Origin of the sequence: Collimonas sp. PA-H2 (assembly GCF_002564105.1) — a bacterium.
Taxonomy (GTDB): domain Bacteria; phylum Pseudomonadota; class Gammaproteobacteria; order Burkholderiales; family Burkholderiaceae_D; genus Collimonas.
Map to the genome: position 1 here is coordinate 4,511,972 of NZ_PDBX01000001.1, position 21,142 is coordinate 4,533,113.

Annotated in this window: 20 protein-coding genes; 7 read left to right on the forward strand and 13 right to left on the reverse strand. The window is 61.5% G+C overall.

What is annotated here, in order from left to right:
- Positions 1-20: 20 nt before the first annotated feature.
- Positions 21-872: a LysR family transcriptional regulator gene (locus BCF11_RS20790; RefSeq protein ID WP_098496428.1), complete on the reverse strand. Its 852-nt coding sequence runs from the start codon at positions 870-872 to the stop codon at positions 21-23.
- 477 nt (positions 873-1,349) lie between these two features.
- On the opposite strand from BCF11_RS20790, the gene BCF11_RS20795 reads away from it, so the two are divergent.
- The 3 genes from BCF11_RS20795 to BCF11_RS20805 all read left to right on the forward strand — a co-directional run bounded on the left by BCF11_RS20795 (position 1,350) and on the right by BCF11_RS20805 (position 8,115).
- Positions 1,350-4,244, forward strand: a complete 2,895-nt coding sequence (locus tag BCF11_RS20795) for an autotransporter serine protease (protein ID WP_098496429.1) — start codon at positions 1,350-1,352, stop codon at positions 4,242-4,244.
- Positions 4,245-4,368: 124 nt separating this feature from the next.
- A complete protein-coding gene (locus tag BCF11_RS20800; protein ID WP_098496430.1) occupies positions 4,369-4,878 on the forward strand; it encodes a hypothetical protein in 510 nt (169 codons plus the stop codon).
- Between the two features lie 234 nt (positions 4,879-5,112).
- Positions 5,113-8,115: a beta-galactosidase gene (locus BCF11_RS20805; protein WP_098496431.1), complete on the forward strand. Its 3,003-nt coding sequence runs from the start codon at positions 5,113-5,115 to the stop codon at positions 8,113-8,115.
- Between the two features lie 53 nt (positions 8,116-8,168).
- Here the strand turns inward: BCF11_RS20805 and BCF11_RS20810 are convergent, their stop codons facing one another.
- From BCF11_RS20810 to BCF11_RS20820, 4 genes are all read right to left on the reverse strand, one after another.
- Positions 8,169-9,014: an isocitrate lyase/phosphoenolpyruvate mutase family protein gene (locus BCF11_RS20810; protein WP_233212569.1), complete on the reverse strand. Its 846-nt coding sequence runs from the start codon at positions 9,012-9,014 to the stop codon at positions 8,169-8,171.
- Between the two features lie 25 nt (positions 9,015-9,039).
- Positions 9,040-9,207 carry a hypothetical protein gene (locus BCF11_RS28200; RefSeq protein ID WP_199110971.1) on the reverse strand — a complete coding sequence of 56 codons (168 nt, stop codon included), beginning with the start codon at positions 9,205-9,207 and terminating at the stop codon, positions 9,040-9,042.
- A gap of 199 nt (positions 9,208-9,406) precedes the next feature.
- On the reverse strand, positions 9,407-10,261 hold the full coding sequence (locus tag BCF11_RS20815) for an AraC family transcriptional regulator (protein WP_098496433.1): 855 nt from the start codon (positions 10,259-10,261) through the stop codon (positions 9,407-9,409).
- A gap of 263 nt (positions 10,262-10,524) precedes the next feature.
- Positions 10,525-11,424: a LysR family transcriptional regulator gene (locus tag BCF11_RS20820; protein ID WP_098496434.1), complete on the reverse strand. Its 900-nt coding sequence runs from the start codon at positions 11,422-11,424 to the stop codon at positions 10,525-10,527.
- Positions 11,425-11,530: 106 nt separating this feature from the next.
- Here BCF11_RS20820 and BCF11_RS20825 point away from each other — a divergent pair, with 106 nt between their 5' ends.
- Positions 11,531-12,250: an SDR family oxidoreductase gene (locus BCF11_RS20825; protein ID WP_098496435.1), complete on the forward strand. Its 720-nt coding sequence runs from the start codon at positions 11,531-11,533 to the stop codon at positions 12,248-12,250.
- Positions 12,251-12,332: 82 nt separating this feature from the next.
- Here the strand turns inward: BCF11_RS20825 and BCF11_RS28520 are convergent, their stop codons facing one another.
- Positions 12,333-12,935, reverse strand: coding sequence for a winged helix-turn-helix transcriptional regulator (locus BCF11_RS28520; protein WP_369827803.1), 603 nt, complete (start codon positions 12,933-12,935; stop codon positions 12,333-12,335).
- A gap of 16 nt (positions 12,936-12,951) precedes the next feature.
- On the opposite strand from BCF11_RS28520, the gene BCF11_RS20835 reads away from it, so the two are divergent.
- Positions 12,952-13,479 carry a hypothetical protein gene (locus BCF11_RS20835; protein ID WP_098496436.1) on the forward strand — a complete coding sequence of 176 codons (528 nt, stop codon included), beginning with the start codon at positions 12,952-12,954 and terminating at the stop codon, positions 13,477-13,479.
- On the opposite strand, the gene BCF11_RS20840 is transcribed toward BCF11_RS20835, so the two are convergent.
- The 5 genes from BCF11_RS20840 to BCF11_RS20860 all read right to left on the reverse strand — a co-directional run bounded on the left by BCF11_RS20840 (position 13,441) and on the right by BCF11_RS20860 (position 17,522).
- A complete protein-coding gene (locus BCF11_RS20840; protein WP_098496437.1) occupies positions 13,441-14,022 on the reverse strand; it encodes a hypothetical protein in 582 nt (193 codons plus the stop codon). The genes BCF11_RS20835 and BCF11_RS20840 overlap by 39 nt on opposite strands.
- 31 nt (positions 14,023-14,053) lie before the next feature.
- Entirely contained in the window at positions 14,054-14,824 is a 771-nt protein-coding gene (locus BCF11_RS20845; protein ID WP_098496438.1) for a thioredoxin family protein, read from the reverse strand.
- A 29-nt stretch (positions 14,825-14,853) separates the two neighbouring features.
- Positions 14,854-15,465, reverse strand: coding sequence for a glutathione transferase GstA (gstA, locus tag BCF11_RS20850; RefSeq protein ID WP_098496439.1), 612 nt, complete (start codon positions 15,463-15,465; stop codon positions 14,854-14,856).
- Between the two features lie 112 nt (positions 15,466-15,577).
- The gene (locus BCF11_RS20855) at positions 15,578-16,255 is read right to left on the reverse strand and encodes a hypothetical protein (RefSeq protein ID WP_098496440.1); all 678 of its coding nucleotides are present in this window, start codon (positions 16,253-16,255) and stop codon (positions 15,578-15,580) included.
- A gap of 46 nt (positions 16,256-16,301) precedes the next feature.
- Complete coding sequence (locus BCF11_RS20860; protein WP_098496441.1) at positions 16,302-17,522, reverse strand: helix-turn-helix domain-containing protein; 1,221 nt, start codon at positions 17,520-17,522, stop codon at positions 16,302-16,304.
- A gap of 101 nt (positions 17,523-17,623) precedes the next feature.
- Here BCF11_RS20860 and BCF11_RS20865 point away from each other — a divergent pair, with 101 nt between their 5' ends.
- The gene (locus tag BCF11_RS20865) at positions 17,624-18,766 is read left to right on the forward strand and encodes a PA0069 family radical SAM protein (protein WP_098496442.1); all 1,143 of its coding nucleotides are present in this window, start codon (positions 17,624-17,626) and stop codon (positions 18,764-18,766) included.
- A 68-nt stretch (positions 18,767-18,834) separates the two neighbouring features.
- On the forward strand, positions 18,835-19,377 hold the full coding sequence (locus BCF11_RS20870; RefSeq protein WP_158229243.1) for an N-acetyltransferase: 543 nt from the start codon (positions 18,835-18,837) through the stop codon (positions 19,375-19,377).
- 28 nt (positions 19,378-19,405) lie between these two features.
- On the opposite strand, the gene BCF11_RS20875 is transcribed toward BCF11_RS20870, so the two are convergent.
- Both BCF11_RS20875 and trxB read right to left on the reverse strand, forming a co-directional pair.
- Positions 19,406-20,050: a Smr/MutS family protein gene (locus BCF11_RS20875; protein WP_098496444.1), complete on the reverse strand. Its 645-nt coding sequence runs from the start codon at positions 20,048-20,050 to the stop codon at positions 19,406-19,408.
- Positions 20,051-20,180: 130 nt separating this feature from the next.
- Positions 20,181-21,137, reverse strand: a complete 957-nt coding sequence (gene trxB, locus BCF11_RS20880; protein ID WP_098496445.1) for a thioredoxin-disulfide reductase — start codon at positions 21,135-21,137, stop codon at positions 20,181-20,183.
- Between the last annotated feature and the right edge of the window lie 5 nt (positions 21,138-21,142).

The window sequence follows — 21,142 nt, forward strand, 5'->3', positions numbered from 1 at the left end:
CCGCCGTGCCGTGAACCGGCTCAGGTCAGGGCGGAGAGCAGCCAGGTGCCAGCCGGGCCGAGCGGGCGCTGCCGCGACCAGATGGCGTCGATCACGATTTGCTTGGGCCAGCCAGGCGTCTTCAGTTCCTGCAAGGTGCCGCCCGAAAAGCGCTTGACCAGCCAGCGTGGAATGGCGGCCCAGCCGACGCCAAGCTCAGCCATCTCCAGCACGATGAAATAACTGCCGGACGACCAGTAGCGGCCGCTTACCGTGGCCGGATTCTTGGCGACCGGATCCAGTCGGATTTCGCGGAACTCATCCAGCGTCGCCCGGTTGATGGAGCGCATGCCAGCCAGCGGATGGCTGCGGGCGGCGAACAAGCCTATGTCGGAGTGCTCGCTCAGTGTCTGCGAGGCGACGTCGGAAGGATAGGCGGCTTGCGTCGGGACCAGGCCGAAGTGCACCCGTCCGCTTTGCACCAGATGCACCAGGTCGTCGCTCTCGGCGATCTGGCATTCGAAATCGACGCCCGGATAACGCTTCTCGAATTCCAGCAGGACGCTCTCATAGCGCTCCGATTGATAGAGATCGGACAGCGCGATGCTCAGCTTGCCCTCCAGGCCGTCGGCAAGCTGGCTGACGGTCTTGTCGAGGCGGTCGGCGGCGGCGAATATTTCCTGCACGTTGCGCAGGATGATGTGGCCTTGTTCCGTCAACGTCGGCTTGCGCGTGGAACGGTCGAACAGGGTGACGCCGAGATCGATTTCCAGGTAGGCGATCGAGGAGCTGATGGTGGACTGGCTCTTGCCCAGCTGTCGGCCTGCCGCGCTGAATGAGCCGGCCGTGGCGACAGCGGCAAAGGCGACCAATGCTTCCGATATGTGTTGCACGATCTGTCGCTCCCTTCATTGATTTGTCATTGTTCTCGCAAACGCGGCTTGTGCGCGCCTGGGATTATTTCGCCTCTGGATTTTATCGCGATAACTGTACGTGCGGCTGATTTCAATTGCGGATTAAAAGGCAAAAAGATTGTCAGGAAATAAATTCAATTTCGACGCTTGCGATCCTGTATTTGATAGGCGTGTGGCGAAGGAAAGCGGCATGGCGCAAGGCTGTCCGGCGATCTATCGTTTTCATCAATAGTTACTGGTTTTGAGCGGATGGGAAAGCCATCCATACTGATCGCCATCACATCGCGTCGCATGTCTGCATGTCGAGCGCGGCTGATTTTTTGAGATTTTCATTTCATCGGCGTGGCCTGAAAGCCGCCCGCCGTTTAACTCCAGCAGCGAAGGATTCTACCGTTTTCCCATTGGTGGGGAGGATGTGTGTCGTAATTTTTGCGCTGTATTTTTAGAAAGCGAATTATGTTGTTTACAAAAAAAGACGCGTCATGCATCGCCGTTTCCCTCCTCCTCATCGGCTGCGGCGGTGGCGGCAGCCAGAATCCGTCCAAGCCGTCGTCGGTCGCCGGCAAGGGTATGCCGCTGACGCCGACGCCGGTGACCACGACGCCGGCAGTGACCACTCCGGTAACGCCAACGCCGCTCACAACCATACCGGCGGTGACCACGCCAGTGACGACACCAGTGGTAACTACAATTCCCGTGGAGAGTACGCCGCGCATGAGCTTCGATACTGAAAACCTGACCGGGATCAAGCAGGCGCATGCCAAGGGGTATACAGGGCAGGGCGTCACAGTCGGCATTATCGACAGCGATTTCGCCGCATGGCCTGATCAGATGGGGGATCGCATCAAGACCCGCTTCTATGAAAACGGCGGCAAGGGCAACGGCAGCACGCATGGCACACGAGTAGCCGAAGTGCTGGGCGGCAGCGTTGCCCCTGGCGTCTCCATGCTTGGCGCCGCGGGAGGTCCCGCCGGCGAGCCCAACCGGGCACGGATCAGCACCGCGATGCTTGACGATTTCCTGGAAAACGACGTACGCATCGTCAATCTGTCGCTGGCGTCAGGAGACATCAGAAAGGCGAATGAGGAGGATCGCGAGCGGGTGCGCATGTTCCGCGACTATGTCAGGCAGGGCATGTTGTTTGTCTGGGCCACCGGGAATGACGAACAGCTTAATCCCGGTATTCACCCCGGTCTGCCTGCATTAGATAAGAGTTTGGAGCAGGGCTGGCTGGCCGTTACCGCAGTCAATGCGGAGGGGCCGGAGAAGGGCCGGATTTCCTCGTATGCCAATCGCTGTGGCGACGCGGCAAAATGGTGCCTGGCCGCGCCGGGGGATTTCAACTCTGTCACGGGAAAATATCGTCAGGGTGGTACTTCATTTGCCGCGCCAGCCGTGGCAGGCGCGGCAGCCTTGGTGCAGCAGGCTTATCCATGGATGACGGGAAGCTTGCTGCGACAGACTCTTTTGTCGACCGCTACCGATATAGGCGATCCTGAAATCTACGGCTGGGGTTTACTCAACGTCGGTAAAGCGGTTAACGGACCAGCCTTGTTCGATGAGGAACTGGCGCTGAAAAAAAACGTCACGGTTGATTTTGACGATGCCAGCTCCGTATTCCGCAACGACATCGCTGGCAACGCCGGCTTGATCAAGGAGGGAACCGGCACGTTGACCTTGGCGGGACAAAATACCTATGCAGGGGATAGCAGTATCAAGAATGGCGTGCTGAATATAACCGGTTCGGTGCGCTCCAACGTAGCGATCGGCCCAAGCGGTGCTTTGCGGGCTGATGGCGGCAGGGTCGGCGGCAACGTGAGCAATCCTGCCGGCACACTGGATGTGGCTGGCAAGGGTTTGCGCATAGGCGGCAATTATTCGTCGCAAAAATACGCTGTTTTGGAAAAACAAATGCATGCGCCCTTGGTCATAGACGGTAAAGCCACGCTGGATGGCAGTCTCGTGGTGACTCCGCCGCAGGACCAGAAATCGTTCGGCTATATAACATCGCAAGGCAGCAAGGATCGCGTCTTGACGGCAGCACAAGGGATCACTGGAGCGTTCAAGCCGGAAGTGGGTTTCAAAGTGATCGACAGTGAAACGCAGACGACTTCGGATCTTCCTTTGCTCCACGGCAGCCTGATGTATGGCGAACATGCCGTCGACCTGACCGTCCGGCGGAAAAATCTGGAACAGCTCGCCGCGCAAGCATTCCATGGCGACGCTACGCGCAGCAATGCGGCGGAAAATATTGAACAGGTGATGCGCAGCGCCGACCAGCTGGTCGCTGCAGGCAACACCAGCGGCAATGAATCCTTCCTGGAGAGCACCGCGGCGCTGCAGCGCACCAGCAGCCTGGCGGCGGCAGCGGACGTGCTGGATAGCTTGTCGGGACAAATCCATGGCTCGGCGCAAGCGCTGACTTTCCAGCAATCGCAAGCCGTGAACCGCGATCTGTCGAACCGCCTGGCGCAGCTGGGCGATGGCAAGCAAGGCAGTGCGGCGGCCACCGGTTTCTGGGCCAGCGGGATGGGCAGCGCCGGCAAGCTGGCGCAGGACGGCTATGCGAGCGCCGATACGTCGCTGTGGGGCGGCCAGTTCGGCGTCGATACCCGCCTGAATGAGCAGGCCATTGTTGGCGCAGCGCTGGCCTATTCCGACAGCAAAGCCAGTTTCGACCGCTTCGGCGGCCAGTCGAAAAGCCAGAATATCGGCGTGTCTCTGTATGGACGCCATGCATTTGCAGCCGGTGGCAAGCAAGCCTACGTCAGCGGACGCGCCGGCATGGCGACGGTCGACAGCCGCGTCAGCCGCACCGCCTTGCTCGGATCAGAAACAGACAAGCTGACCGCACGCCATACCGACAGCGTCTTGTCGACGTATGTCGAAAGCGGCTTTGAACAGCCGCTCTCCGAAGAAGCCAGCATGACGCCGTTCGCCGGTTTGTCGTATGACCGCGTGAAGCGCGGCGGCTTCAGCGAAAGCGGCGGGCCGTTCGGTTTGCGCGCGGACAGCCAGTCTTACCAGCAAACCGCCAGCCTCCTGGGGGTGCGCGCCAAGTCGGAGCTCAACTGGTTTGCCGGCAAAAGCAATCTGCAAATGTACGCAGCCTGGCAGCGCGCATTCGGCAGCGGCAAGCTGGATTTCTCCGCTGCCTACAACGGCGCGGCAAGGGTGGATGTGCTGGTGCGCGGCATCGGCCTGGCGCGCAACACAGGCTGGCTGGGCATCGGCATCGCTACCGACGTCAGCCGCCGATGGGGCTGGTACGCCAACTATGATGCGCAGTTCGGCCAGGCAGGGATATTGAACAACGTCATGTCTACCGGCGTACGGGTTTACCTGGATTGATCATCGGTCGCGGCCGGGCGCGGTATGGCCCGTCTCGCGCCAAATTGAATAAATAACCGGTGGCTGAACTTGTCAGCCACTTCAAGCAGCTTCGTGCAGCATCCAATTAACAGGAGTTTCAATCATGCGTTTCATTACTTTCACTATTTTCATTTCTATCGTCGCCTTGCTCACCGGCTGTGCATCCAGCTATCAGCCCCGAGGACTGGGCGGCGGCTTTGGCGAAACCCAGCTGGATACCAATGTTTTCAGCGTTTCATTCCGCGGCAACGCTTACACGCCGAGCGAACAAGCCGAAGAAATGGCCTTGCTGCGCAGCGCCGAACTCACGCTCAAGAACGGCTTCACGCATTTTGTGATCATCGATGCGCAGGCGCGCGAGCAACGCAGCAGCTTCACGACGCCGACATACACCGAGACCGACGCCAGCGCTAACAGCTTAGGTAGTTCGACTTATGGCTCAGCCAGCAGCACAACTTACGCCGGACAGACTTTCGTCATGAGCAAGCCGCGCAAAACCAATACCATCATGCTATTCAAGAGCAAGCCGGATATTTCAGGCATGGTTTACGATGCCAGTTTTCTGTGCGATTCGCTGGGCAAGAAATACAAGGTCGCATGCGGTCTCAGCTGAACTGATGCCTGATGTCGTTTGTTGCAGCGCAACCGGCAACGATGCCGAAACCGGTATTCGTGCGCTGTAAAAATTCATTGGATTGATTGCAGCACCCTGACTACTATCTGAAGTCATCGAGACCGCGTGTCGGCATTGCCATGGCCGCTTGATTGTTACCTCGGCGATGCTGCAGATGGATTTTACAGTCGCAAGACATGCGCAGTGTCGTGACGATAAAAAAGGAGACCTGCAATGAAAAGACGAGATTTTCTGGGCTATGCCGTAGTGACTCCGCTGCTGTCAGCTTGTGGCGTCGGCGGCAGCGATAGCACTTCATCCAATGCACCGGCCGCGAAGGCATTCGCTGCCGCAGCCGGCGGCACAGGCAATGCGGTGTTCGCCAGCGGCGGCAACCACACCTTATCCTGGAACAGCAGCGGCAACTGGCTCATGGATGGTTCCGCGTTCCAGTTCTTCGGCGGCGAAATCCATCCGGCGCGGGTGCCGTCCCAGTACTGGGACCATCGCATCAAGATGATCAAGGCCCTGGGTTGCAACACGATCTCGCTCTACGTCATGTGGAATTTCCACGAGCTGTCGGACGGCAGTTTCGACTTCACTTCCGCCGATAAGAATATCGGCCATTTCATCGACCTGTGCGGGCAGAACGGCATGTGGGTGTTGCTGCGTCCCGGTCCTTATGTTTGCGCCGAATGGGATTTCGGCGGTTTGCCGCCGCGCATGCTGGCCGATTCGCAATTCCGCGACAGTTCCGGCAAGCTGCAGATACGCGGCAACTTCCCCAATTACATGGCGGCGGTCAACAAGTGGAATGCCGCGCTGTACAACAACGTGGTCAAAGGCCGCACCCTGGCTGCCGGAGGCCCCATCATGCTGGTGGCGGTGGAGAATGAATACACTTCCTGGTCGCCCGACGATGGCACCTACCCGAATGCGATCGCGCAGCAATGGACGGCATTGGGCTATGCGGAAAAATTCTGCGTGTGCGACGGTTGGGCCAGCGGCTTCAAGAACAACGGCATCACCATGCCGGCCAATACCGCCTACGGCATGACCGCGGACGGCTCCTCTGCCGGCAACTATGCCACTGCCGCCAGTAATTACGGTGTCGGCGCGTTTGGCGCGGAATGCTATCCGGGTTGGATTTGTGCCTGGGGAGACGGTAAACAAACCGTGCATGTAGGCGATTTCGTTAACCAGGTCACTTCGCTCACCACTGCGAAATGCTCCTTTGTTTTGTATGTTGCTCATGGCGGCACCAACTTCGGCTTCACCGCCGGCGCCAACGGCGTCAGCGATTCCTCCTGCCAGCCGCCGATGACCTCGTATGATTACGGCGCGCCGGTGTCTGAATCCGGCGCCGCCAATCCGAATTTCTATCCGATCCAGGGAGCGTATGTCGCCAATGCTTCCTACAATGTTCCTTTTTCCGGCGCGCCGGCCGGCATCGCCCATATCAATGATGGCGACATAGCCGGGGTGGCGGCCAGCCAGCTGACTTTCAGCAGTTTGCTGTCCGGCTTGAACCTGAATATCCAGAATGCGCAGCCGCAAACGCTGGAAGCGATGGCGCTGACCCTCAACAAGAACCAGCCGGCCAGCGCCGGCGTTTATCCCTCCGGCGTCGCGGTTTACCAGACTACATTGCCGGCCGCCGGCGGCAGCATCAAGATCAGTTTTGACCGCGCGCCCGACTATGCCCTGGTCTTTGTGAACGGCGCGCGGGTGCCTGGCGTGGTGCTCAGCACGATTGCCAACGGCGCGCTGGCGGCGACCACCTCGCTGACGATCAGCAATGCGGCGCCCAACGCCACGCTGCAGATAGTCTGCCTGCCGTTCGGCCGCGTCAATTACGGCGCGGGCGGGATGAATGCCGAGGGCAAGGGCTTGTCCGGCAATGTCTACGCCAATGGCGTTGCGTTGAGCAACTGGAGCATGGCGCTGGCGCCGCTGTCGGCCAGCCAGATCGGCGCGCTGGCCTTCAGCGCCGCGGCGCCCGCCGCCGGCCAGCCTTTCTTCGCCAAAGCCGCACTCAGCATCGCGACGCCGCAAGACATGTATATCGACATGTCGGCCTGGGGTACCGGCTATGTCTTCGTGAATGGCTACAATCTCGGCCGTTACTGGACCGCGGCCGGTCCGCAGAAGCGCTTGTACTGTCCTGGCGTGTGGTTGAACAGCGGCAGTAATGCGATCGTGGTGTTTGAGTTTACGCAGGGCAGTGCGGGCAGCCTGAGTTTCTATGGCAGCAGCGCCCTGCCGCAAAACATCACCAGCCCGGTCAGTACTGCCGCGGTGCCGCCGCCGGTCGTCAACACGACTTATTTCCTGCAAAACGTCAACAGCGGCCTGTACTTGGATGTGCTGCCGGCAGTGGCCGGTTCGACCTACACCTATCCAGGCCTGCAGCCGCTGAGCGCGGCCGCGACGCAAGGGTGGACGGTGACCACCGACAGTTACGGCAACCTGAAGATCGCCAACGCCAGCAGCGGTGCGGTGCTGGATGTGGCCAACAACAGTTCGACGCCGGGCTCGTCGGTCATCCTGTATGGCGCTAACGGCGGCGCCAACCAGAGCTGGCAGGCGGCCGGCGTCAGCATCGGCGTCTATACCCTGGCGGTCAAGCAGAGCCAGCTGCGGCTGGATGTGAACGGCGCCTCGAAATCCGCGACTTCCATTTCATCTTCCGGCTCGGTCGCCAACATCCTGGTCAACGCCGTCGACGATCCGCAGCAGCAATGGCCGTTCAGCCAGCAATGGCGCTTCATTCCCGCCCTCGTCAACAATGGCGTCTATACCATCACCAGCGCTATCAGCAGCCTGATGCTGGGAAGCTACCAGGGCGGCACCGTGGCAGGCACCCGGCTCGGCATCGCCGCCGCCAGCGGCGGCCAGGAACAGCAGTGGCGTCTGACTATCGCCAGCAACGGGACCTGGCAGCTGACGAATATCAAGAGCGGCCTGGCGATGGACGTGACCGGCCAGCAGACCGCCAACGGCACGGCGCTGGAAATCTGGCAGGGCAATGGCGGCGCCAACCAGCAGTTCGCGCTGGTGCCGCGCTCGGATGGCGTCAGCTATGGCATTCGCGGCGTGCAGAGCGGGCGCGTGATCGACGACAATAATTCCGGCACGTCACCGACCAGCTACGGCAGCACGAACGTCTCCGCCATCACGCTGTGGGATGACAATGGCGGCGGCAATCAAAGCTGGAAGTTCACCAAGGTCGGCTAACGGCAGGTAGGGTGGGCAAATCTTTTTTTGCCCACCCGGCGCGTTTTTTTGCGTTAATGCTGGATGGAGATTGCATCCCTCGCTGCGGCTTCAAGCAGCTTCATCATGCGCAGATAAGGATCCGGACCGTAGCTGAGGCGCGCAACGCCGGCGTCCGCCAGGTTTCTCAGCGACGGCGTTTTTTGATTGACCATGATGTTGAGGGGAAGCGGCGCGGCAGCCGCCAGCCGGGCAATCAGTTTTTCGTCGGCCAAGCCGGGCACGAAGATGCCATTGGCGCCGGCTTCGGCATAGGCCTGCGCGCGCTCGATTGCGCTGGCCAGCATCGCTTCATTCTGTTCTGCCGGCAGTCCCTGGAAGAACACATCGGTGCGCACGTTGATGAAGTAGGGGAGTTTCTGGTCGTCGGCGGCAGTGCGAGCCAGACGGATCCTCTGCATCTGTTCTTCGACAGGGCGCAATTTGCCGTTTCCCGGAAGGCTGTCCTCTATATTGCAGCCGATAGCGCCGGCCCTGATGGTTCGTTCTATCGATGCAGCCACCCCGCTTGCCGTTGCCCCGTAGCCTCTCTCGAGATCGATGGTGACCGGCAGATCCGTAGCCTGAACGATTCTGTGCAGGTTGCCGATGACAATATCGAGGGGAGTTTTCTCGCCGTCGTCGTAGCCGCCTGCATTGGCCACCGAATAGCTTCCTGTAGCGAGCGCCTTCGCCCCGCCTGCGGCAACGGCTTTTGCGCTGCCGGGATCCCAGATGTTGAACAGCACCAGAGGCTCTCGAGGACGGTGCAGCTGGTGGAAATGCTCTGCTTTTTCTTTGGAATTCATCATGATTGATCTCGCTTCTGAAAAAAGCCAGCCTATCGGGCCGAGCCCCAAGGCTGGCTTTTGCTTCGTCATGTCTTTCTGCTCTTTGTGGTTTCAATCAGTTATTGGCTGGCTGCCGAGTTGCGGCCTTGGCCGATTTTTCCGCCTCCCGTAGTTTGGTCGCGCATTCCTCGCAACAGACTTCGACCGGCTTGCCGCCGATGTTGACCAGGATCCTGGTGTCGTCGAGTTTGTAGTCGCATGCGGCGCAGGTTTGTTCGTTCATGGTGAGTCTCCTGAAATACCCGAAGGCCGGGTAATGCATTGGACTACGCGGGGCAAAAGACGACTATCGAATTCTTTAGTGAAATGACGATGGATCGAGAATCCGGTACGGACGGGAGGTGCGATGGCAAGGCAGTACCGAATGGAGGATGAATTGGAGGATTGGCAATCCAGGCCGCATCGCCGGCCGGGCTTGCACTCTAGCGTTGGCTAGCGGTTTGCTTGAAGGCAGAGGGCGAGCGGCCGAAGGCCTGGCGGAAGGCGGCGCTGAAATGGCTGTGGCTGGAAAACCCGAGGTCGAGGCCGAGGGCGGACAGGTCGTCGTATTGATGAATCAGGTCGAGCGCGCGCGCCAGCCGCAGCTGCATCTGATACTTATACAGCGGCATCCCTTCGACCTGCTGGAATACCTGGGTCAGATAGACCGGCGAACCGCCGGTTTCCGCAGCGATCTCGGCTAGCGTCCAGCGCCGCGAGAGATCGCTGGTCAGCACCAGCTTGGTTCTCTCGACCAGCTTGCGGTGTCCATGGCTGGCGCTGGAGCTGTATTTTGCGTTCAGTCCCATGGCCCGCCGCACCAGCGTGAACATCAGGGTCTCCGCTTCCAGCGATTCTATGACGCCGTTGTGCAGGCTGTGCCTGAGCAGCGCAACCAACGCCTGGGCGCGCGGATCGATGCGTTGCTGCTGTCGTTTGAAGGAAGGCTTTTCCCGCGTTTCCAGCAGCTCCCCGGGCATCAGCTCCAGCAGCAAAGGGGCGTCAATGGCGATTGACAGGCAGCCGTCGCCGCCGCTGACCGGGTGGCTGATCTGATACTCCTGGCCGGCATTGAAGAAGAGAACCTGGTTGGCCTCGGCGACGGCGCTGTCGCTGCCGACATGGCGCACATAGACGCCGCGGTAGGGGAATACCAGGTGGGTGGCGGAGGACCATTCCGAGGAGCTTTTATGTTTGCAATTGCCCAGGCAACAAACGTCCTTGACGGCGATTGCCGGCGTCTTTAGCAGGGTCTGGAAGGTGACTTCCTGTCTTTCATTCCCGCTGTCGTCGTCCATGGCGCTCTCCATAGGTCGGGCGATTCAAATGGCGTGTGTGCGTATCGGCAAATGCATTGTGCTATTGAACTACACAGCGGCCAAAGCGGCTATCAAAATCTTTAGTTGTCATATCAAAAATAAAAGATCGATTTACCAACTCTCGCCAGATGCATACAGGCTCACCGGATCGGATGCAACGATGTGACAGCATGCCGGACGCTTCGATTCGCACGGCTCAAAAGCTTTCGGCATATTGAATGCATGAAATAAGGCTATCGTCATCACTCTGGACGAGGTCCGAATCGAGCAATCACGAAGTCGACAAAGCTAGCGAGCTTGGCCGTGAGCTTACGTTCTGGCAGGTAGACAATATGTACAGGAAACGTCGGCGCCGACAGCTCGGCAAACAATCGGATAAGTCTTCCTTCGGCGATATCGTGCTCCAGCATCATCTCGGGCAGCAAGGTGATGCCGAGACCAGCGACAGCGGCTTCGCGCAGGGCCTGGCCGCCGCTGATGTCAAGGCGGCCAGGTACGCGCACCGTCTGTTGCGAGCCGTCAGCGAGGATAAAACGCCAGTCGCGTTCAGGGCCGCTGTCAAATCCGAAAGCGAGGCAATGGTGGTTTTCCAGATCCTTCGGCGTCGCCGGTGTTCCATGTTTTAACAGATACTCAGGCGCTGCGCAGGCAATGCGCGATGAGGGCGCCAACGGTCGCGCGATCAGATTCGAATCCGGCAAGGGGCCGACGCGGATCGCCGCATCGAAGCCCCCATCGGCAAGATCGACCACGCGATCGCTTAGCGCCAGCTCCACATGCACATCGGGATAGCAATCGAGATACTCCCTCATGGCCGGCGCGAGTTTGCAGGTGGCATAGATGATTGGCGCGCTTATCCGCAGGCGTCCGCGCGGCCGTGCTCGCATGTCGCGCGCATCGATTTCCGCCGACTGCAGCTGCGCCAGAATGCTGACGCACTGTTCATAGTAGGCGCGGCCGATTTCGGTCAGGTGTTGCCGCCGGGTGGTGCGGTTGAGGAGGCGTGCGCCGAGCAAACGTTCGAGCGCGCGGATGTGGTTGCCTACCATCGTTGCGGTCATGCCGCTGCCTTCCGCAGCGGCGGCGAAACTGCCGCGCTCGATGACGCGGACAAAGATCGACATGCTGGCGAAGCGATCCATTCATAAATCCTATTTGTGAGTGAAATAAATAAATCGTCGTTTATCAAATTTGGCTATTTAATCATAATTTATGCACGTCGTTTGACGCAACCAATAAAGGCTCATCATGAATCTGCAGAACAAGAAAGTTGTGATACTCGGCGGTACCTCTGGAATCGGGCTTGCCACGGCACGCGCCGCACTGGCGCACGGTGCGACGGTGGTGGTGTCGTCCTCGCGCCAGGACAAGGTTACGGCGGCGGTTGCGGAACTAGGTGCGCGCGCCGACGGCCAGGTTGCGGACTTGAATGATGCCGCTTCGGTGGACCAGCTGTTCGCAAAAATCGGCAGTTTCGATCACCTGGTCTATACGGCTGGCGATAGCCTGCAAATTGGTGAACTGGCGTGCACCGACATGAATGCCGTGCGCGCGGCTTTCGATGTGCGCGTGTTTGGCGCGATTGCGGCGGTGAAAGCGGCGGCGCCGAATATTCGGCGCGGCGGATCGATCGTGCTCACCAGTGGCATCGCCAGCGCGCGGCCGCAGAAAGGCTGGACGACAGGTGCGAGCATTTGCGGCGCGATGGAAGGCTTCATGCGGGCACTCGCGGTCGAACTCGCGCCGATCCGGGTTAATATCGTCAGTCCCGGTTTCGTGCGTACGCCGCTGTGGTCCAACATCCCCGAGAATGAACGCGAAGCGATGTATCGTCGCGTTGGCGAGCAGCTACTGCTTGGCCGGGTCGGGGAAGCCGACGATATCGCGCAGACCTATCTTCACTTGATGAACAACGCTTTTGCCACCGGGCAGATGATTGTGGTCGATGGCGGTGGCGTTTTGGTCTGAAGGACGTTTAGCCAGGCTGTCTATTAAGTGCGTTTACCGCATGCGAATCGTCGCGCGGATAGCTGAAACGATTAGGGAAATATCAATTTTCGTTGTCCGTCCGCATCCGTGCTTCAGTGCCATCGATGTGACCCAGTCCCCAAGCCTTGATCTGGGCCATTAAGCCACTGAGCGAACGTCCTTTTTCAGTCAATCGATAGGCCTCCCTGCCGGCAATATCGCTGGACGGGTAGCGTTCGACCAGGCCGTTGGCAGCAAGCCTGGTGAGCCGCTCGGCAAGGATATTGGTCGCGATTTTCTCCGGCGAGGCGAGGAATTCCTTGAAATGCGACTTGCCGCTCAGCAGATCTCGCACTACAAGCAGAGTCCACTTGTCGCCTAAAAGGTCCAAGGTGCACGCGACCGGACATACCGAGCGACGATGCTCGCTTTGAGCCGGGCCCGCGTTGTTTGGGGGGCGGGCAGCGCCCTGCTTAGTGAGTGGCAAGGAAGTTCCTGGATAACGGTTGCTGGGGCAGAATCGGTTTTTTTGCTGTCCGTTCCTTGACTTTATCCAAAATACTTGCAAAATGCAAGTATGAACTTGCACTTTGCAAGTCATAATAAAGCGCCAACTTACAACGGCAAGGCATAGGTGCTGACGCAAGGTCAGGCGTCGCTCTCTGCGATCCATGTCGCAAAACATTTTGCTGGAGGCTTGTATGGAACCCGTCAGAAATCTTGCAACTTTACTTCCCTTCGCTGCGAGCGTTACCTTCGGTCTGCTCGCGTGGGGCGCGGTTTGCCTCAGCTATGTCTGGCCACGCATGCGCGAGTTGCCCTTGCACGCGGCGGTACGGCCGATTCTGCATCTGCATCTGTTCCGGTTCATAGGCTTGGCCTTCATCGTGCCGGGCGTCGTCGATCCAAATCTTGGCGTGGGATTCGCCGCACCCGCGGCGTACGGCGATCTCGTTGCGATGGCGTTGGCATGGCTGGCCTTGATGATGGGATCAGGGCGCTATGCGCGCATCGCGATCTGGGCCTTCGGCCTGTGGGGTTTTGCTGATCTGCTGTTCGCCTACTACCAAGGCGCGATCGGCGTAGGCATCGAGACTTCTTCTCTCCGTGCCGCCTGGTTTATCCCGACTGTCTGCGTTCCCCTCTTGCTTTGGACCCATGTCATGGTGTTTGCGATGTTGTTGCGTACTTCACGCTCCACCAGTTTCCTCGCCCACGCGGCGCAGTAAGCGCGCGCCGGCGTCGAAGCCGCGGCAAGCCGCGGAGGCAATCACGCCGGTGACGGCAAGCATTGCCGCCGTGTGGACGCCCACTGCAGCGAGCGCCAGCGTCAGCGAGCCGGATGCGGTGATCGCGCGTGCCGGCGCGTCTGCCATGCACAGCGGGATGAGCGCCGGCACCAGCATCAAGCCGGCGCCGTGCGCGGTGGACATCATGAAAGACCAGAGCGCCAGCCCGGCATGACCTGCCGGCGTCCGTGTTCGCCTGGTTTTGCGGCCCGCCAGGTGATATATCGCGACGGCAGCCAGCAGTACGCCCGCCAGGGCTTGCAGCACGATGCGATCCATCGCCAGGCCGAGCGCTACCGTGGCGGCCACCAGCGCGACCGATGCGGCGTGCCCGAGCGCGATCGGCGCCAGGGCGCGCAGCGCCTGTGCCCGGTCGCGCGACTGCACGCCCCAGGCGGCGGCAAACATCCAGCCGGTGGCAGGATTTAGCCCGTGAACAGCGCCAAGCCCTGCGACCGCCAGCCATGGCCAAAGATTCAACATGAGCTGCTCACTGGTTCAGGCTGCCTGCGCTTCAGGTTCGCGTAGCGCAGCAGGAAGCGGCCGCGGGACCCTGTCCCGATGTGTAGCGGTCGTGGTGGCGCACCCACTCCATCTTGTGCGGCACATCTCGCTCGTCGCGGCCCTTGGGCGTGAGGTCCATCATGTTATACGCGCCCATCATGACCTCCACGCCGCGGCCGTAGGTCGAGTAGGTGTGGAAAACCTGGCCGGCGTCGTCCTTGTAGAACACGCTGACGCCAGGCGCCTCCTCGGCCGGGAAAGGCCGTATGCCGTAGTTGTAGTAGACCTCACCCTTGGCCAGTTGCTCCGGCGTGAAGCTGACGTTGAAGTCGTGGTTGAAATCGCTGCCATGCGAGGACACCCACCTGAACTGCCAACCCATGCGCTGGCGAAAGCGTTCGATGTCGGCCAGCGGTGCGCGCGAAATGGCGATCACCGTGATGTCGCGCTGCGCCAGGTGGACGTTCATGCCATCCGTGTGGTCCGCCATGAACGAGCAGCTGGGGCAGCCTTGCTCCCATCCCGGGCCGAACATGAAATGCTGCACCAGCAGCTGGCGGCGGCCGTCAAACAAGTCGGAGAGCGTGCGCCGGCCCTCGGCGGTGTCGAATACGTAGTCTTTCTCGACGCGCTCCCACGGCAGCGCGCGGCGCTCGGTCGCAACCTGGTCATGCAGGCGCATCAATTCCTTTTCGCGCGCCAGCAGCGTCTTGCGTTCGCTTAGCCAGTGCTCGCTGGAGACGACGGGATGGCTTTTTGCTTCGGAAATAGTGGTGTTCATGATCTGCTCCTGGTCTGATGGAAAAGGGTTCAGGTGTTAGCTGTTTGTTCGCGATGCAGCGCCGCTTGCACGGCGGGACGGGTAGCAATACGTTCCTGGAACGCTTGCAGGTGCGGGAACGGCGACAGGTCGAAGTTCACGAACGCCGACCAGCGCGTCACCACAAACAGATAGGCATCGGCGATGCTGAACTGTTCGCCCAGCAGGAATGGCGTGAAGCCAAGCGTGGCGTCGATCAGCCCGTAGTGCTTGCGCAGATGGGCCATGCGATTGGCGCGTCCTTCATCGCTGGTCTCTGGGTAGAACAAGGGCAGATAGCCCTGGTGCAGCTCTGAATTGATGTAGCCCAGCATCTCCTGCAGGCGGTAGCGCGCCATACTGCCGTTGGCGGGCGCCAGCTGCGCTTCCGGCTTCAGGTCGGCCAGGTATTGCACCACGGCCGGACCTTCCGTCAGCACACGACCGTCGTTCAGCTGCAAGGCGGGCACATAGCCCTTGGGATTGATGGCGAGATAATCTTCGCCGTGTTCAGTGCGTTTGGTCTTGCTGTCGACCTTCACCAGTTCGATGGTCAGGCCAAGTTCGTTGGCAATGATGTGCGGCGACAGCGAACAGGCGGATGGAATGTAGTACAGCTTCATGGTCTTGCTCCTTGGATTGGGGTTGATCAGGACAATGCCTGAATCAGACTGGCGTGCGAGGGCCCTCGGCTGCGCCGGAGACATGGTCCAACTCGATGTGCTGCTACGGTGATTACGACCCGGCTGCTTTCGGACGTCGCACGGCGCGCACCTTGCCGCTGCCGCCGCCGCCGCAGTAAAACAGGCCTGCGCCGTCGGATTCGAGCCCGCTGACGTTGACGCCGGGCGGCATTTCCAGCCGCTCGAGCACGGCGCCGCTGTTAGGGTCGACGCGGCGGATTTCGCTTTCGTCGCCTTCCCATGTGCCGTGCCACAGCTCGCCGTCGACCCAGGTCACGCCGGTGACGAAGCGGTTGGACTCGATGGTGCGGATGATGGCGCCGGTGGCCGGATCGATCTGGTGGATCTTACGGTCGCGGTGCTGGCCCACCCACAGGCTGCCCTCGGCCCAGGCCAGCCCGGAGTCGTTGCCGTGGCCGGGCGCCGGGATCGAGGCCAGCACCTTGCCGCTGGCGGGGTCGATCTTGTCGATGCGCTGCTCGGCGATCTGATACAGGTGGCTGCCGTCGAAGGCGGTGCCGGCGTCGCAGGGGCAGTCTAGCGCGCGCGTGGGCTCGCCGCTCTCGGGATCGAAGGCAATCAGCCTGGCGCCGGTGGCGGCCCAGACGCGCTGGCCGTCGTGGGTCACGCCGGCTATGCTGGCGGCGCCGGCGAAGGGGCCGTATTCGCGCACGATCTCGGCCATGTGTGCTGTCGCCTGGGGTTTGTCTTTGCTGGTTTTTTGGCTCATTGCTGGCTCCTGATGGCGCATCTCGGATCGGCGCCGTAAGACAACTCTATTCCATCTGCAGCGTAGTGGGGAGTAACAAGATTGTCGTGAATCCCGCCAGCGGCGGCGACAGCCAGCGGCGCATCCGCGTCTGCCCGATTGAACGTACTCGTCCGGCGGCTTCCATCTCGGCCAGCGCGCGCTGCACGGTGCGCTGGCTATCTCCCAGGGCCAGCGCCAGGGCCGAGGTCGACCAGGCCGCGCCGTCGGCCAGCAGCGCTGCCAGCGCCGCCTGGTCGCCATCGATGGGCGGCGCCAGCACGGCCACGGCGCGCTCGGCTAGCGGTTTGAGGGCGAAACCTTGCGCGGTAGCTTCGATCTGCGCCAGTTCTGTGACGAGTGCGCGCAGACGGCCGATCTCGACCCGCAGGCGCGCCCGGTGCGATTCGTTGGGGTGGCGGGTGCCGAATGCACGGGCGATCAAGGCTACGCGCCCAACATCGCCAGGCCAGGCCTCGGCCAGCGCGCGCGCCAGCGCGAACAGCACCGGCCGGCGCGCCAGCGATTGCCACGCAGCGCCTGTGCCCAGCCCGCGCCGGCAAGCGTCAATCACCAGCGCGTCGGAGGCCAGCAGCGCCGCCACCTCGTCGAGGCGCAGCATTTGCTCGCCGTCGGCGCAGAGGCGGCGGGCGGCAGGACGATCGAGCGTAGCCCGCGCTTCCGCCACCTCGGCCAGCAGCGCTGGCACGCCTGCGTGTCCAGCCGCTTCATGCGCACGGGCTAGCGCCACTCGTGCCGGGACGATGCGCAAGGAGCGCAGCGCCAGCTCCGCCGCCGCCAGTTCGGCCACTGCCGCCAGCGACGGCGGCAGGCCGCGCGCATCGAGCGGCGCCAGCGCCGCCTCGGCTTCGTCCAGGCGGCCAAGCAGCAAGAGTTTGCGTACCGCGATGAGCCGCGCCTGCAACGCGTTGGCGTGATCGCCGTGCGCTTCAAGCGTGGCCAGGGCCGCCGTCAGCGTACGCGGCGAGCCGCCGAGGTCGCGCGCGGCCAGCGCCACCTCGGCCTCGGCCACCACGCAGCGTGCGCGCGCCAGCTCCTCGTTGGCGCCGAAGCCGCGGGCGGCGAGTCGCAGCAGCTCGCGGGCGCGCGGGTGCTCGCCCAGCTGGGCCATGGCGATGCCGCGCAAGGCCAGCGCCGGCGGGTCGTCGCGCAGGGCGACGCGCTTGAGGGCGCCGAGTATGTCGCCGGCAGCGAGGGCGCGCGCGGAGGCGGCTATCAAGGAGTCCATGGCGATAGAATACACTGCCGCGCCACGACGTCCCCGCATGCTGTTGCATTTGCCAGGTTTACGCTAATATACTGTATATACATACAGTAATTGGTGCTTCGATGTCGGATCAGCAAAAGAAACATCCTGCCCAGGTAATGCATTTCCAGGGAGCCAGCGTGGTGCGCAAAGGCCGGGGTGCGACCAGCAATATGCAAGGCCGTTACGAAACTGACCAGCGCGAAGATTTCGACGACGGCTGGGACGGCGAGGATGAGCAGCTCGAGCCGCCCGTGGTGCGCACCATCGTGACCGAGGAACAGGCAAAAAGCATCCTCAGCCGCAATGCCTCGCCGGACCTGCCGTTCGGCGTTTCCCTGAATCCCTATCGCGGCTGCGAACACGGCTGCATCTATTGCTTTGCACGGCCCACCCACAGCTACCTGGGCTTGTCGCCCGGGCTGGATTTCGAGAGCCGGATTTTTGCCAAGATGAATGCGCCGCAGCTGCTGCTGCGCGAGCTGGCCACGCCATCCTATGTGCCGGCCTCGATCGCCATCGGCGTCAATACCGACGCCTATCAGCCCTGCGAACGCGAGCTTGGCTTGACGCGCCGCATCCTGCAGGTCTTGCACGATTGCGAACATCCGCTGGCGCTGATAACCAAGTCGTCGCTGATCGAGCGCGATATCGATTTGCTGGCGGCGATGGCGGCCAAGAACCAGGCGGTGGCGGCGGTCACCATCACTACGCTGGATCCCGTCATTGCGCGTACGCTGGAGCCGCGCGCTGCCGCGCCGGCGCGCCGTTTGCGCACGATAAGGACTTTGGCCGAAGCCGGCATCCCGGTCAGTGTCAGCATCGCGCCGCTGATTCCCTTCATCAACGAGCCGGACCTCGAGCGGATTATCGAAGCCGCAGCCGAGGCCGGCGCAGTGTGCGCCAATTACATTGTGCTGCGCTTGCCGTGGGAGGTGAATCCGTTGTTCCAGGATTGGCTGAATGCGCATTTCCCGGATCGCGCGAAAAGAGTCATGAACCATATCCGGGAAATGCGCGGCGGCGCCGACTACAATGCGGATTTCGGTACGCGCATGCGCGGCGAAGGCATCTGGGCCGATTTACTGCGGCAGCGCTACAAGAAGGCGACGGCGCGCTGCGGGCTGGTCCAGCGCGGTTCGTTCTCCAAGCTGGACAGCTCTCAGTTCAAGCGTCCACAGCTGCTTTCGGAACGGAAGCCGACGCCGCAGATGGATTTGTTTTAACCATGATCCTTGGTGCGAGCACGGGTGGAGCAGTGAACGATGATATGTGCGGTGGATGGAGGGCGGGCGTGACGGCTTACCGGATTGAATTGGCGGCGGCGGATGATGTTGCGGCTTTGGCCGCGGTGGAGAGGGCGGCCGCGAGGCTGTTCCCTGAACGGTTGCTGCCGCTGCATCTGCGCGGCGAAACGATGGCGCCTGAAAAACTCATGGCTGCGCAAGCGGCCGCCATGCTGTGGGTGGCAAAGGACAGCGCCGCCACGGTGCTCGGTTTTGCCTGCGTCGCCATGCATGGCCAGGTGGCGGTGCTGGCGGAACTCGACGTCCTGCCTGCCTGTGGCCGGCACGGCATAGGCAGCGCCTTGCTGGCGGCGGTCGTTGCCTGGGGCAATGCGCGCGCGATTCCGACTTTATACCTGACCACTTTCCTGGAGTTCGCGCCCAGCCAGGCGCTGTACCGCAAATTCGGCTTTGTCACGCTGGGGGCAGCGCCGGATTTCCTGGCGGCGGCGCTCAGGCAGGAGGCCGAAGCGGGGCTGGGGCAGCGGGTTGCCATGCGGCTGACTTTTCCGCGCAATAAGGCGGCTAAAACCTGCCCGTCACGCGATTGAAATGCTATGCAAGCAGGCGGCGCGAGGTTTACAGCTGGCCTTTGAGCAGCACCAGCAGGGCGCCTGAACCGCCCTCGGCCGCGGTGGCCTGGCAGAAGGCCAGTACTTCATCCTTTTGCACCAGCCAGTTGCGCACCTTGGATTTCAGCACTGGTTCCTTGTTGATCGAACCCAGGCCCTTGCCGTGGATGATGCGGACGCAGCGCCAGCCGCGCTTGGCAGCCAGGCGCAGGAATTCGGCCAGGGCTTCGCGCGCTTCTTCGCGCCGCAGGCCGTGCAGGTCGAGCTGCTGCTGGATGGTCCAGTGGCCGCGCCGCAGCTTGCGCATGACATCGGGGCCGATGCCGTTACGGGCGAAGCTGAGCGTGTCATCGGTGTCGAGCAGGGTTTCGATGTTGAAATCGTCAGACAGAGATTCTTCCAGCGCGGCTTGTTCGTCGGCGATGTGCTGGCGGGCTATCGGCAGTGGGCGCGGGATAGCGGGCGTGAATTTGGGCGGTACGGCAAGCGGCTTGACGTTGCCGATGCTGCTGCGGAAGATGTCGGCGTCGCGCCGCGCTTCCTGCTCACGGCGTTTGGCTTCAGCCGCGGCGGCCTGGCGTGCTTCGTCCTGCGCCTTGATTTCCTTGCGCAGCGATTTGAGGGCGCTGAAGTCTTTGATCGGGCCGGCCATGATATGTGCGTCTGCTAATAGTGAAAGGCGGCGGTGTGCAGCAAACTGACGATGGTGGCGAGGTAGTGGCAATAAGCAGCGCCGCCGCCATCAGCGAGTAGGGTGAGCACATCGTGCCCACCCGTGAACCTTAGTCTTCCAGGAAGCGCTGTGCATCCAGCGCTGCCATGCAACCGGTGCCGGCGCTGGTGATGGCCTGGCGGTAGATATGGTCCTGCACATCGCCGGCGGCGAATACGCCCGGCACGCTGGTCGCTGTCGCCATGCCTTCGAGACCGGTTTTGGTCTTGATGTAGCCGTTATGCATCTCCAGTTGGCCGTCGAAAATGCCGGTGTTGGGCTTGTGGCCGATGGCGATGAAAACGCCGTGCAGCGTGATCGGCGTGATGCTGCCGTCGGCTACCGACTTGATGTTGATGCCGGTGACGCCGCTGGCGTCGCCGGTGACTTCGTCCAGCGTGTAGTTGTACTTGATGACGATCTTGCCTTCCGCCACCTTGGCGTTGAGGCGGTCGACCAGGATCGGTTCGGCGCGGAACTTGTCGCGGCGATGGATCAGCGTGACCTTGCTGGCGATGTTGGACAGATACAGTGCTTCTTCCACAGCGGTATTGCCGCCGCCGACCACGGCCACTTCCTGGCCGCGGTAGAAGAAACCGTCGCAGGTGGCGCAGGCGGAAACGCCTTTGCCCATGAAGGCTTCTTCCGACGGCAGGCCGAGGTACTGGGCCGAGGCGCCGGTGGCGATGATCAGGGCGTCGCAGGTGTATTCGCCATTGTCGCCGAGCAGGCGGAATGGCCTTTCCGACAACTTGGTAGTGTGGATGTGGTCAAAAATGATTTCGGTGTTGAATTCTTCCGCGTGCTTGAGCAGGCGCTGCATCAGTTCCGGGCCTTGTACGCCATGCGGATCGCCCGGCCAGTTTTCGACGTCGGTCGTGGTCATCAGCTGGCCGCCTTGCTCGACGCCGGTGATCAGCACCGGCTTCAGGTTGGCGCGCGCGGCGTAGACGGCGGCGCTGTAGCCTGCGGGTCCGGAGCCGAGGATCAGTACATGGGCGTGCTTGGCGGGTTTGGTAGTAGTCATGGAAG

Bases quoted from the DNA above. Each gene is read 5' to 3' on its own strand.
- BCF11_RS20855 (WP_098496440.1), bottom strand. From the start codon at position 16,255: ATGAGCCAAAAAACCAGCAAAGACAAACCCCAGGCGACAGCACACATG.
- BCF11_RS20825 (WP_098496435.1), top strand. From the start codon at position 11,531: ATGAATCTGCAGAACAAGAAAGTTGTGATACTCGGCGGTACCTCTGGA.
- BCF11_RS28520 (WP_369827803.1), bottom strand. From the start codon at position 12,935: ATGTTTTGCGACATGGATCGCAGAGAGCGACGCCTGACCTTGCGTCAG.
- BCF11_RS20810 (WP_233212569.1), bottom strand. From the start codon at position 9,014: ATGACGAAGCAAAAGCCAGCCTTGGGGCTCGGCCCGATAGGCTGGCTT.
- BCF11_RS20865 (WP_098496442.1), top strand. From the start codon at position 17,624: ATGTCGGATCAGCAAAAGAAACATCCTGCCCAGGTAATGCATTTCCAG.
- BCF11_RS28200 (WP_199110971.1), bottom strand. From the start codon at position 9,207: ATGAACGAACAAACCTGCGCCGCATGCGACTACAAACTCGACGACACC.
- BCF11_RS20835 (WP_098496436.1), top strand. From the start codon at position 12,952: ATGGAACCCGTCAGAAATCTTGCAACTTTACTTCCCTTCGCTGCGAGC.
- BCF11_RS20845 (WP_098496438.1), bottom strand. From the start codon at position 14,824: ATGAACACCACTATTTCCGAAGCAAAAAGCCATCCCGTCGTCTCCAGC.
- BCF11_RS20820 (WP_098496434.1), bottom strand. From the start codon at position 11,424: ATGGATCGCTTCGCCAGCATGTCGATCTTTGTCCGCGTCATCGAGCGC.
- BCF11_RS20815 (WP_098496433.1), bottom strand. From the start codon at position 10,261: ATGGACGACGACAGCGGGAATGAAAGACAGGAAGTCACCTTCCAGACC.
- BCF11_RS20840 (WP_098496437.1), bottom strand. From the start codon at position 14,022: ATGTTGAATCTTTGGCCATGGCTGGCGGTCGCAGGGCTTGGCGCTGTT.
- BCF11_RS20860 (WP_098496441.1), bottom strand. From the start codon at position 17,522: ATGGACTCCTTGATAGCCGCCTCCGCGCGCGCCCTCGCTGCCGGCGAC.
- trxB (WP_098496445.1), bottom strand. From the start codon at position 21,137: ATGACTACTACCAAACCCGCCAAGCACGCCCATGTACTGATCCTCGGC.
- BCF11_RS20795 (WP_098496429.1), top strand. From the start codon at position 1,350: ATGTTGTTTACAAAAAAAGACGCGTCATGCATCGCCGTTTCCCTCCTC.
- BCF11_RS20800 (WP_098496430.1), top strand. From the start codon at position 4,369: ATGCGTTTCATTACTTTCACTATTTTCATTTCTATCGTCGCCTTGCTC.
- BCF11_RS20875 (WP_098496444.1), bottom strand. From the start codon at position 20,050: ATGGCCGGCCCGATCAAAGACTTCAGCGCCCTCAAATCGCTGCGCAAG.
- BCF11_RS20805 (WP_098496431.1), top strand. From the start codon at position 5,113: ATGAAAAGACGAGATTTTCTGGGCTATGCCGTAGTGACTCCGCTGCTG.
- gstA (WP_098496439.1), bottom strand. From the start codon at position 15,465: ATGAAGCTGTACTACATTCCATCCGCCTGTTCGCTGTCGCCGCACATC.